This is a genomic window from Okeania sp. (genome assembly GCF_983059655.1).
This window is the reverse complement of record NZ_CEZPJD010000138.1, coordinates 1423-13234: the sequence shown is the minus strand read 5'-3', so window position 1 is coordinate 13234 and position 11812 is coordinate 1423. Positions and strand designations below refer to the sequence as shown.

Below are 11812 nucleotides of genomic sequence, written 5' to 3'. Positions count from 1 at the left end.
GGGGTCTGACCGCTATTGCCTACTGCCAAATGAGCTGCGCACAGCGCTATAATTCCCATGTCTCCTGACTACTGACTTATACCAAGCGTGAAAAAAGAATGTTACGAATAGTCTTGGTTAACAAAAATGGTTAAAGTCAGATGTATATTTAGCACTTGGAGAATTATTTCAGGGTCAAAAATGATAATAACAGTTCTTTTGTTTCTACTGACTACTGACTATTGACTACTAGAAACAGTTCAAGCATTTGTAGCAAACATTTATCAAATTGGTATTACTGACCACTACGAAGAGCAAAAAGACTTTTTCAGCAAGCCCTAATTATGAAAACTTGAAGAGAAAAGAAGAGAAATATCTAGATGATTTTTAGTAGATTTAATCGTACTTTAGTTTGACTTTTCCAACGTAAATTATCAACCTGTATTTTCTTTTCTTTTCTTCAAAGACTCTAACCAAATAGGAATCAAAATCCAAGCTACCACTAATACCAAAGCAGCCACACCAAATTGTGCAACCCAAGATACTAATTTTTCTAGAGGTACAACTTGTCCCAAAAAGAAAGATAAACTTACCATTGTCAATGCCCAAATAGTCGCTCCACTAGCATTGCATAATAAGAATTTCCAGTAAGGCATTTGAGCAATTCCCGCTAAAGGGCCAGCAAAAATCCGTAGTAACGTAATAAATCGACCAAAAAATACTGCTTTAGCTGCATTTTTACTAAACTGATTTTTCGCATCTATCAGTTTTTCTTCTTTAATCCTAAATATTTGACCTAATTTCAACATTAATGGCCAGCCACCATATTTCCCAACCAAATACCCACAACTGTCGCCGAATACTGCACCTATAATTGCACAGCTAAGAACATATCTATAAAGCAATTCCCCACTACCTGCAAGAAACCCACCTACGAGTGTCACTGTTTCTCCAGGTAAAGGGATTCCTGCATTTTCGAGGGCTATTCCTAAAAAAATGGCTAGATAGCCGTATTCATGGGCTATTGATTGAATTGTTTCTAAGGATACAAATTCCATCTGTATTATACAGTAATCTTTAAGCAAACTTTATTTAATTTATCATTTTTTTATATTTTATTACCATATAGTGATTAGGTAAAAATGGTTTAGAGAATTGGCCAATCTCAAAAAGCATTACCCAAAAATCACACATTACAAAATCTATCCATGTAAGTGTAAAGGGAACTTATTTATGACTCAAACAATCTTTGTCTATGTATAGATAATTAGGGTTTGCTGAAAAAGTCTTTTTTCTCAGAGGAGGAGCCAGAATTCAGAATTCAGGAGTAATGAGAATTATAGAAGAAGTAGCCAGAAAAATCTTCCCTTGGTTTTCTTCCCCTATCTTGCTGAAAATCCTAGATTTTTGAACCATTACCACCTAAAAGCTAGCATTTTATTAGTACCTAAAAAGGCTAAAACATTTATCTGTAAAGAGTTTTAGTTTTAATCAGAAAGCCCTAATTAATTGATGTACGCAAGAAGTATTAAACGCATAACAGAATATTAACAATTTCTGGATTGTTGATAATTAGGGTGTAATAAATTATCTTTAATCTTCAACAACTTACATTGCACAGCAAAGTAAATTTTTTTTCCTCTTTAATAATGGTGATACCTATGAAAACTATTGATGCCAGTCAACATATCATTATCATTCCTAATCGTCGCTTAGACTTAGTCGGAGCAAATGCCATTAAGCAGCAATTCATATCTCTAATAGAAGAAAAATATAATATTTGGATTGTTGATATGGCAGATGTAGAGTTTATAGATAGCTCTGGTTTAAGTGCATTAGTTATTGGTTTGAAAAAGGCTCGTGAACATGGTTATAGTTTAGCGATATGTAACCTTAACCCCACAGTTAGATTGGTTTTTGAAATTACTCAGTTAGATGGAGTTTTTCAAATTTTTAACACTATTAATGATGTTTTTGTTGATTCTCAGGCAAAATTACTAGCAGCTTAAGTGAAGCTAATTTGCAAATGCTCGACTCAGGTGCTAAATAGTAATTTAACTGGTTATTATTAAGTGAGCATACAGCAGCTTTCAAAATAATGTTGTACAACTGATCGGGATAAATATTTTTTGCTTGTTCGCTACTACAATTCCCTATTCCCTACTACAATACTTCCTAAAACCATTAGTAGTACCTCATAACTTCTGAAACTGCGTTCAAAATTAATGATAAATAATTACCTCTCCTCCAAAAGAATAGGATTAACTTAAAGGAAAATTTTTTCTTTTTTATAAGGAGAGGATTTAAACCTTAATCATGTGGCAAATAGTGGTTTATAGCAGTTCACTAATTATCAAAACACTATTTTCTTGAGATACAATTTGATACTAATGCTTAAGATAGAGATTGATAACTACCCTAGCAAATATTGGTTTAAATTAAGCATTTCCAAAAGTTGGCATTTCTACAGAAGAACCTGGTTGGCCCTGGCCAAAAGCAGGTAAATCTAGACCGTTAGCGCGACGATTTCTAACTGCTAGACGATAACTAACACTTTGTAACTCTGCATGAAGTTGGCGGTTTTCCTTTTGTAAAATTTCCACTTTCTCAAGCACTTCTGCAAGTCGTTCAGAGAATTTTTGGCGATAGACTTCTGGTAGCTCTTGTACTACTTGTTCTAACATTTGGGAGCGGTCTGTTAATTCTTGCACAGAATGGCGCAAACTATACACTTCTGCATCTCGTTCAGCAATTTGTTCTTGATAAAAATTTACTTGTTGTTCGACTTCATTGAGTTGTTCCTTTAAGCTTTGCATTTGAGATTGGTAACTTTCAGGAACTGTTGATGTTGGTACTATACTTGTATTTCCCTTAACTAATCGAAAAAGTTCTTGAGACAATTGTTGAATTAATTGGTCTCGCATTTGTAGTTCTTCGTTAAGACGAGATACTTCAAGTTGAAGTTGTTGTGAATTTAACCTTTGCATCTGCTTCACTTTAAGTTTGCTCCTAATTATGTAATAGTATATAATTTATATTTAGAAATAGTATAGCCTTATAATTCGAACAGTTAATATAATAGAGGAAATAGGAAAGACTCCTCTCCTATTTCAACTCTTCCAACTCTACTTTATTTTTCGACTTTGCCTTTTTTGGGCGAATCAAATCTCTCAAATCTGTTAGTCCATATTATTTGGACTACCATGAAATCTTACTATTCCACTGCTGCTAATGATTCTGGTCGATCTAGAGTATCTGATGTAGTAGTATCTTGTGTCGTATTTTTTGGTACTTCCTGTTTAATCGTTAAGTAACGAATAACCTCTTCACTCAAACGCATTGCCCTCTCCAATACAGCTATTTGAGTAGGAGGACCTTGATAGTTCATCTGAATATATGTACCTTCTCGACGCTCGTCTATCTCATAAGCTAAACGACGCTTACCACGATGTTGAATTTCTATATCGTAAGCCCCCTGTTCCTGTAATAAATCTTTATATTTTGCAATTTCTTGTTCTACCTGTTCTTCATTCAGGTCTGGACGCAAAATATACATTGTTTCGTAAATGAATGGTTTCATTGAAATAATCTCCTTTCGGACTACATGGCTTCTAGCAAATTTTATGCAGAAGCAAGGATCTTTTATCTTACAAAATTTTCACCACAAAGACAAAGTAAAGAGTATTAGGTGAAAAATATTTAGCGCACCTGCATATAAACAGCTTCAGAAATAGTAGGTATTTCTGCGTAGCGACCCATGAGCGATTGAACTACTGCATAGATAAATGATGCTAGAATTGCGATGAATATCATATTAGAGATAGTTTCCAGAATAAATCCTCCTAAACTTCCTCCCAATACTTGCAGAATTAGACCACACAAGCTTAAAATAATACCCAGTAGAATTGATTGCATGGTATTGAAACGAATAAAGTGAGATATATTTTCGTTTCTCACTACTAATAAGAACAGAGCAAGGAAAATTATGAAGCCTCCAAAGAAAGGTATAAGTCTATCAATCTGTACATAAATCTGTAATAAAGGGGATAGAAGAACTAGTATTATCCGTAGAGGAGGGAACTGCTGGAATAAATACTTACCATACCCTAACCCATCTAGCAAGGGCAATAAATATGGTAAGCTAGCAAAAATTCGGTCTTGAACAGTTGTAGAACCACGCCAAGTCATTGTCAAATACTCCTGAGCTTGATGATAATTAAGTACATATAAATTCAGGATAGCGCAGTAGTTAGATAACTTCATCTCTAGATAGTATTTTGTTACCTATAAAGATCGCTAAATTTTCAAATTTTAAGTAATTTAAGAAAAATTGACCACTCTCTTAGCTAAAGCCACTAAATATTTTCGGTAAACTTAAGGGACAAAATTATTTTTCTTTGAGAAAAAGTCAAAGGTAGGCAATTCCTTGCTCGGACTCAGTTTATAAGTAACAGTCCCTAGTTTTTAAGCATAATTTGGTAGATAGTTACCATATAAAGAAGCAATACTTGCTAGAACTTTCTTATTTTTTCTAAAAATATTATTCTATATTCTTTCTTTGCATAAGTAGTCATAAATTATTTATCAAAAAAAAAGTAGATAATAAAGTGTTAAGTGTTTAAAACTATTTTTTGCTTGCTAATTTAAGATATCTTATACACAACTCAAGTTTGAGTGCTATAACTTTTTTATTAACTTTTAAGCTACATTGAAATTACTAGCTTCAAGGGTTGCATAATTTTAATCTACTGTTGATTTTCATGCTTGGTTTCTCAACACATTATTATCAACCTAATTTTTTGTAATTAGGGTTTGCGCTCAAAAGTATGAGTGGTAAGGGTAGGAGCCAGAATCCAGAAATCAGGAGGAAGTCAGGAGGAATGGGAATTATAGAAGAGGTAGTCAGAAGAATCGTCCCAAGATTGTTCTTCCCCTATCTGGCCCAAAATATGCTCCTTTTTGAGCTCTAATAGCTCAAAACCAGGTACTTTTTCAATACCTAAAAAGGCTAAAATCAATATCAGTAAATGCTTTGATATTTAATCAGCAAGCCCTAATTATTCTATACTGGCAACACGGAAACCCATTTGACACTCATACTGATCTGGTTGAGTATCTGCCAACTTAGGAACTGGATGACCACAACGTAATTGACCACCTTTCCATCGTGGTTGACCACTTCTATCGGCTAACAAACAACTTTGACAAACTTGTTGAGGAGCAACTAGCTGATTTTCCATTAAAATAACTAACATAAATTACACCTCCAGGAAATCCCATCTGGTGTATCTATTCTAAGCGATGATTATAGCAGAAGTAGGTATATTGGTACAGAAATTAACATTTACCTGAAGATACTATTGACGAGATAAAGAGAGAAGGAAAAGAATAGAAGAGAAAAAAAGAACTTAAAGTACAGTGAGTTAATGATGAAGTAAAAAGTCATGGGATGAAGTCAAAACTTAAAAGTCAAAATTCAAAAGTAAGAAATTAACTCAAAAGTTAAAAGTAAGATTTTATAGGCTCGAAACTTTAATCCCATAGTTAATTTCAGGAAATTATTTCATATCTAAAAAGTATGAAAATTTTGACTCACTTTCACCAATTTAAAAATAATTTGTAATAATCAACTATTTATTTCCCCCCACTAGACCAAATTTTATTAATCCTCGTTCATATCCTCTACTCATTAACTCCAGGGAAAGAGCAGCTTGAATTGTTGTCCAACCACTAAAGAGTAAATTTATAATCACTTTAGGGTCAAAAGCTGATTCAATTACAATATCCCAAAAAGGAGCAGCAGAAGTTGACCAGTCAGCAGTGCAGATATTGTGAAAGCCAACTTTTTGGGCGATCGCTTCATACTCTGGCAAAGAAATAACATAAGGCAGAGCATAAACCCGATAAATTTCGGCTAGATGTCTCCTTTCATCGTCAGTTAGTTGTCCATCAGAGCTACCAACTGGACGATGACACCAAGTAGCCATAATTATAGTTCCACCTGGCTTGAGGACTCTATAGCATTCTTGCAAAAATTTCTGTTTATTAGGCATATGTTCTCCACTTTCGAGAGACCATACCAAGTCAAATGATTCATCAGCAAAGGGCATTTCTAAAGCATTTGCCACTATAAAATTAGTAGATTGACTTAAGTTAACTACATCAGCTCGTTCTTTAGCTCTTTGAGCCTGGACGGGAGAAAGGGTAATACCTGTGGCAGTGGCATGAAATTTTTCGGCCAAGTACAGTGTACTACCTCCTATACCACAACCGACGTCTAGGATCGAGGTAGGAGGCCAAAAGTTTGATTTTTCATTTGATGCTCCCCACTGAAGTAGTTCTTCAATCATGTCTATTTGAGCTTGTCGTCTATCTTTTTTCTGTTTACCATCTTGTCCATAATGGCCATGGTGCATGTGTTCGCCCCACACTTGTTCCCAGAGACTGGAGGAAGCATCATAGAATTGTTGAATCTGTTCGATTAAGGTTGAGGTCATTTCAGTTATCAGTTATCAGTTATCAGTACCTCTGGCTGTTTGCGCAGCATTCCTCGACCGCTTTTCATGCCCTTCAAAGGAGAGGCTTTGGACCTATTTTTTTGGTCATAATTATTAATCAAGGTTAAGGATTGATTTTTTTGGACTATTATATATTTAATATCATTTTCGGTTGAATACTTAATAAATAATACCATTTCTCAAAAGTCTTGCTACATCTCCTTGAAAGTAGGGAGTAGGGAGTAGGGAGTAGGGAGTAGGGAGTAGGGTGAAAAGAGATAAGATATCTTGGTTTAATGCCGAGAATAGTCACAAAAATTATTCAAGCATTATTATTACTTAATAGCTGAAGTCCCATGGCAAGTATAGCATTATTTTTGGGAATTGGTATAAGTGAGTAGAGAGTAGGGGGGTAGGGAGTGGGAAGTAGGGAAAATAAAGAAATTTTCTCTGCAAGTGAAAGGATAGTTTTTTCATAACTAATTATCAAGAAATAATATAACATAAAAAATCAAGATTCAAAGTTATTTTGTCTAGATAAAAAAGTTAAAGTGTTTGTAATTTTAGATGTTAATTTATGCCATTATTAATGTATATTACTATAAATTATTTGTGATTGAAAGTAATAATTTCCTGCGGAATTCTGCGCAAACAGCTATTAATATTTCCGTTTGTCATACTCCGCAAACAGCATTTCCGTTTGTCATGCTACGCAAATAGTTTTTGAACGTACAGAACTTAATAAGGTTAGTTTGTTACCTTTTTCTTTTATGTGGAATTATGCGTAAACATAATTTTGAATTTTCCTTATAAAATAATAAGCTAATAGCTGATAGCTGATAGCTGTTTGCGCAGCATTCTATAGGAAATGCTTACTAAATATACATACTAAAAATTTGAAATGAGTGTAGCTAGAACTGTATGTCAAGGTTTTATTGCTGTTATTATTATTGGTGCGATATTACTCATGTTACCTATTTCTATGAGTGATGGAAATTGGAGTCATCCTGTAACTGCTTTATTCACAGCAACTTCTGCTGTTTGTGTGACTGGGCTTTCTGTTGTGAATGTGGGGGAATATTATTCTTTTTGGGGGCAATTATTTTTATTATTATTGGTTCAAGTTGGAGCTTTGGGTTATATGACTGCTACAACTATTCTTTTGTTGTTGCTTGGTCGTAAATTTCGTCTTCGGGAAAAAGTTGCTCTTCAGCAATCTTTGGAACAGGTAGGATTGGCTGGTGTAGAACCTTTAATTAAGTCTATTTTGGCTACAACAATTGTGTTTGAATTGACTGGTGTTTTGTTGCTTTTGTTTATTTTTGTTCCAAGTTATGGGTTTAAAAATGGTCTTTGGTATTCTATTTTTCATAGTATAAATGCTTTTAATAACGCCGGCTTTAGTTTATATACAGATGGGTTTATTAAATATGCAAAATCTCCGTTACTAAATTTTGTGATTACTGGGTTGATTATATTTGGAGGATTGGGTTATCAAGTAATTATGGAAATTTATTTATGGCTGCAAAATCGTTGGCAAAAAGAGCAATTTTTTCATGCTTTTTCTCTACATTTTAAAGTTGTTACTAATACAACTATTTTTTTATTAATTTTTGGTGTTATTACTTTTTTTATTGCTGAATTTAACAATCCTCAGACTCTAGAAAATTTCAATTTGGGGCAAAAATTAATTGCTGCTTGGTTTCAATCTGTTACGACTAGAACGGCGGGTTTTAATACTATTGATATTGGGAAATTGACTGATGCGGGTTTATTTATTACTATTGCTTTAATGTTTATTGGTGCAAGTCCGGGTAGCACTGGAGGAGGTATTAAAACTACAACTTTTAGAATATTATTTAACAGTACAAAAGCAGCTTTACAAGGTAGAGAAGAAGTTTTATGTTATCAACGTAAGATTCCAGTGATGGTTATTCTTAAAGCTATTGGTGTGGTTTTTGCCTCAGCTTCATTAGTGGCGATCGCTACTATTTTAGCTGCTTTTGCTGACCCAGAATTAGAGTCAATTCAAGTTTTTTTTGAAGTTGTATCTGCTTTTGCTACAGTCGGTTTATCTACAGGTATTACTTCTAATTTTACAGTTCCAGGACAGTTAGTATTGATTTTAACTATGTATATAGGTAGAGTTGGTGTTTTACTATTAGTATCTACTTTTTTTGCTGAACAAAATCCTAGTGCGGTTCAGTACCCAGAGGAAAATTTATTTGTATAATTGTTTTAGTTTTAGGGAGTAGTTCAATAATTAATAATTAATAATTAATAATTAATAATTATCTCTCCTTAAAAATAAAAATAAGAGGATTGACGCTTAAGGAAAATTTTTTCTTTCCTCTTGGCCAATTCGAGGCCATAGAGGAGACCAGTTCTTGCGGACCCGCTCCGCTTTTTCCTACGGAATGCTGCGCAAACATGTCGGCAACAGCTAAAACGCCATCTTACCTTACGGTCAGCTCTCCTAACGACCGCTTTTCTATTTTAAAGGAGAGGCTTTAAACCTTACTTATTCGGTAATAGAAAAGAAGAAAAACAACTGCAACTCAATAACTTGAAAAACTCTATATTGATGCTAAAGTTAAAAATATAGCAAAAAAAATAAGAGAATAAATTTAATTAGTTGTTCAAAACTTTTCTCAGAATTGGTAAAATCTGAAAATAGATATTTGGAGGCAACGTTTTGTTTGCTATTGTAAGCATTCAGCAGTCAGCTATCAGTTATTAACTTATGATCTGATCAGGAGAATTCAAAATTATGTTGGTGCAGTATTCCGCAGGAAAGAAAAAGGTAACAAGCTAACCTTAATAATTTATTACTTTCAAAAGCTGAATGCTGTTTGCATTTGCGTAGCATTCCTTAGGAAAGCATTCCGTAGGAAATGCTAATAGCTGAATGCTTACTTGCTATTGACAAGATAGAAGCTATAACGTTGAATTTTTAGTGAAATTATCGTCTTGGAATTTTTTTCAAAATTTAAAATCTGAAACTAAACAATTTGCAGTAATTGGTTTGGGTAGATTTGGTAAAGCAGTATGTCTAACTCTGCATAATTTAGGCTATGAAGTTTTGGCTATTGATAGAGAAGAAAAAAGAGTAAATCAAGCTTTAACTGACAAAATATCTTCCCATGCTTTAGAGCTTGATTCAACAGAAATTAATGCTATTAAACAAGCTGGTATTTCAGATTTTGATACAGTAATTGTGGCAATTGGCAATTATTTGTCGGAAAGTATTATCACTACTCTTAATCTTAAAGAAGTGGGAGTAAAATTTGTAGTAGCTAAAGCTTCTTCAGAGACTCATGTGAAACTTTTAAACAAGATTGGAGCAGACTATGTAGTATTTCCAGAGAGAGAGATGGGTTGCGAACTAGCACGATTATTGAGTAAACCTAGAATACTCGATAAATTTGATATAGACCCAGATAATAGTATCGTAGAAATTATTGTACCAGAAAAGTTTGATGGTAAAACTATTGCTGATTTAGAACTACGAAATAAATATGGTTTAAATTTACTGGCAGTTAGCGACCAAGGTGAAAAATTTAAAATTAATCCGAAGCCTAGTACAATTTTAACTAAAGGAATAATAATGATTGTACTTGGTTCTAACCAAGATATTAATCGCTTGCCAAATTAATGGGTGCATCTCAATTGTGAATAAAGCTAAAAAATTTTGGGTTTTAGGCAACAGGCAAATAAGCATTTCCTGCGGAATGCTGCGTAAACAGCGGTCAGCAATCAGCAATCAGCTATTAATTCACTGTCTTTATAGCAGGAATTAGTATTGAGAAGTTTAAGGAGAATTCAAAGTATCAAATAATTAATAATTAATAATTAAATAATTCTGGTTTAGAGAGTATCTATAAATAAAATATTAAGTCTTGATGTAGGTTGGGTTAGATGGAAATAATCTCACAAAATCAAATAATATTTTCCTGGTCGCCGTAACCCACCGAATACTAGATATTTGAAATGTTTCTTTAGATTTATTTTACAGATACTTTCTAAAAGAAGAGGTAATTGTTAATTATTAATTCTTGAATGTAGTCTATCTATATGAAAACTTCTATAAAATTATCGTAAATTAAAAGAAAAATCATTCAAGGTCGTTATGGGAGAAATTTCACATTATCAGGAAGCAAAAATCACAACTAATTTGGTGCAAAAATATTTCCCATGGCTATACAGCTTGTGGAAATTTGCACGCCCCCATACAATTATTGGTACAACATTAAGTGTATTGGCAATATATCTAATTGCTCTGGGCGATCGCTCTGATTTTTTTCATCAATCTTTTTTCATCTATAGTTTAATTCTGTTATTAGTAACTTGGATCAGTTGTCTATGTGGAAATATTTATATAGTAGGATTGAATCAATTAGAAGATGTTGAAATAGACCGAATTAATAAACCTCATCTTCCTATAGCTGCAGGTGAATTTTCCCGATTTTCTGGTCAAGTAATTGTGGCAATAACGGGAGTTTTGGCTTTAAGTTTAGCTCTAGTTGGCGGACCTTTTTTATTAGGTACGGTTGGAATAAGTTTAGTAATTGGTACATTTTATTCTTTGCCTCCTATTAGATTAAAAAGATTTCCTTTTTGGGCAGCGTTATGTATTTTTACTGTGCGGGGAGTAATTGTTAATTTAGGGTTGTTTTTAAGCTTTGTTTGGGGATTAGAAAAAGTTGAGGAAGTTTCAGGAAGTTTGTATGAATGGATAGAAGGAGTAGGTGAAATAATTCTCTTCAAAAAAAGCTTGATAATTCCAGAAATTCCTCCCACAGTATGGGCACTAACTTTGTTTGTAATAGTTTTCACTTTTGCCATTGCAATTTTTAAGGATATTCCAGATATTGAAGGAGACCGTAAATTTAATATCACTACATTTACAATTAAATTAGGAGCATTCGCTGTCTTTAATTTGGCAAGGTGGGTATTAACGATTTGCTATGTCGGTATGATTATACTGGGCGTAGTTTGGTTGGCAAATATTAATTTGATTTTTTTGGTCATAAGTCATGTATTAGCTTTGGGTATAATGTGGTGGCGTAGTCAAAAGGTAGACCTAGAAGATAAAAGAGCGATCGCTGATTTTTATCAATTTATTTGGAAGTTATTTTTCCTAGAATATTTAATTTTTCCTATGGCTTGTCTTTTTTAAGTTAAAAGTCAAAAGTCAAAAGTTAAAAGTAAGAAAGTTGATAATTTTGGTAAGGTACACACATCGCGTCTTTTTTAAGTCAAAAGTCAAAAGTTAAAAGTTAAAAGTTAAAAGTAAGAAAGTTGATAATTTTGGTAAGGTACACACATCGCGTCTT

Annotated in this window: 10 protein-coding genes; 4 read left to right on the top strand and 6 right to left on the bottom strand. The window is 33.4% G+C overall.

Annotation, left to right across the window (positions count from 1 at the left end; genetic code table 11):
- Window positions 1-413: 413 nt before the first annotated feature.
- Window positions 414-1043, bottom strand: a complete 630-nt coding sequence (locus tag AC3DU7_RS10420) for a DedA family protein (protein ID WP_488039282.1) — start codon at window positions 1041-1043, stop codon at window positions 414-416.
- Window positions 1044-1640: 597 nt separating this feature from the next.
- Here AC3DU7_RS10420 and AC3DU7_RS10415 point away from each other — a divergent pair.
- Window positions 1641-1988 carry an STAS domain-containing protein gene (locus AC3DU7_RS10415; RefSeq protein ID WP_488039281.1) on the top strand — a complete coding sequence of 116 codons (348 nt, stop codon included), beginning with the start codon at window positions 1641-1643 and terminating at the stop codon, window positions 1986-1988.
- A gap of 429 nt (window positions 1989-2417) precedes the next feature.
- Here the strand turns inward: AC3DU7_RS10415 and AC3DU7_RS10410 are convergent, their stop codons facing one another.
- The 5 genes from AC3DU7_RS10410 to AC3DU7_RS10390 form a co-directional block, all read right to left on the bottom strand.
- Window positions 2418-2975, bottom strand: coding sequence for an Npun_F5560 family protein (locus tag AC3DU7_RS10410; protein ID WP_488039280.1), 558 nt, complete (start codon window positions 2973-2975; stop codon window positions 2418-2420).
- Between the two features lie 218 nt (window positions 2976-3193).
- A complete protein-coding gene (rpsF, locus tag AC3DU7_RS10405; protein ID WP_488039279.1) occupies window positions 3194-3559 on the bottom strand; it encodes a 30S ribosomal protein S6 in 366 nt (121 codons plus the stop codon).
- 119 nt (window positions 3560-3678) lie between these two features.
- Entirely contained in the window at window positions 3679-4167 is a 489-nt protein-coding gene (locus tag AC3DU7_RS10400; RefSeq protein WP_488039278.1) for a Tic20 family protein, read from the bottom strand.
- An 869-nt stretch (window positions 4168-5036) separates the two neighbouring features.
- Window positions 5037-5234, bottom strand: a complete 198-nt coding sequence (locus AC3DU7_RS10395) for a hypothetical protein (RefSeq protein ID WP_488039277.1) — start codon at window positions 5232-5234, stop codon at window positions 5037-5039.
- A 375-nt stretch (window positions 5235-5609) separates the two neighbouring features.
- The gene (locus AC3DU7_RS10390) at window positions 5610-6476 is read right to left on the bottom strand and encodes a methyltransferase domain-containing protein (protein ID WP_488039276.1); all 867 of its coding nucleotides are present in this window, start codon (window positions 6474-6476) and stop codon (window positions 5610-5612) included.
- Window positions 6477-7377: 901 nt separating this feature from the next.
- Here AC3DU7_RS10390 and AC3DU7_RS10385 point away from each other — a divergent pair.
- The 3 genes from AC3DU7_RS10385 (at window position 7378) to AC3DU7_RS10375 (ending at window position 11655) form a co-directional block, all read left to right on the top strand.
- Entirely contained in the window at window positions 7378-8709 is a 1332-nt protein-coding gene (locus tag AC3DU7_RS10385; protein ID WP_488039275.1) for a TrkH family potassium uptake protein, read from the top strand.
- 723 nt (window positions 8710-9432) lie between these two features.
- On the top strand, window positions 9433-10131 hold the full coding sequence (locus tag AC3DU7_RS10380; protein WP_488039274.1) for a potassium channel family protein: 699 nt from the start codon (window positions 9433-9435) through the stop codon (window positions 10129-10131).
- 474 nt (window positions 10132-10605) lie between these two features.
- Window positions 10606-11655 (top strand): homogentisate phytyltransferase, encoded by a 1050-nt coding sequence (locus AC3DU7_RS10375; RefSeq protein WP_488039273.1) that lies wholly within the window; start codon window positions 10606-10608, stop codon window positions 11653-11655.
- Window positions 11656-11812: the final 157 nt, after the last annotated feature.

Bases quoted from the DNA above. Each gene is read 5' to 3' on its own strand.
- AC3DU7_RS10415 (WP_488039281.1), top strand. From the start codon at position 1,641: ATGAAAACTATTGATGCCAGTCAACATATCATTATCATTCCTAATCGT.
- rpsF (WP_488039279.1), bottom strand. From the start codon at position 3,559: ATGAAACCATTCATTTACGAAACAATGTATATTTTGCGTCCAGACCTG.
- AC3DU7_RS10400 (WP_488039278.1), bottom strand. From the start codon at position 4,167: ATGACTTGGCGTGGTTCTACAACTGTTCAAGACCGAATTTTTGCTAGC.
- AC3DU7_RS10395 (WP_488039277.1), bottom strand. From the start codon at position 5,234: ATGTTAGTTATTTTAATGGAAAATCAGCTAGTTGCTCCTCAACAAGTT.
- AC3DU7_RS10390 (WP_488039276.1), bottom strand. From the start codon at position 6,476: ATGACCTCAACCTTAATCGAACAGATTCAACAATTCTATGATGCTTCC.
- AC3DU7_RS10385 (WP_488039275.1), top strand. From the start codon at position 7,378: ATGAGTGTAGCTAGAACTGTATGTCAAGGTTTTATTGCTGTTATTATT.
- AC3DU7_RS10375 (WP_488039273.1), top strand. From the start codon at position 10,606: ATGGGAGAAATTTCACATTATCAGGAAGCAAAAATCACAACTAATTTG.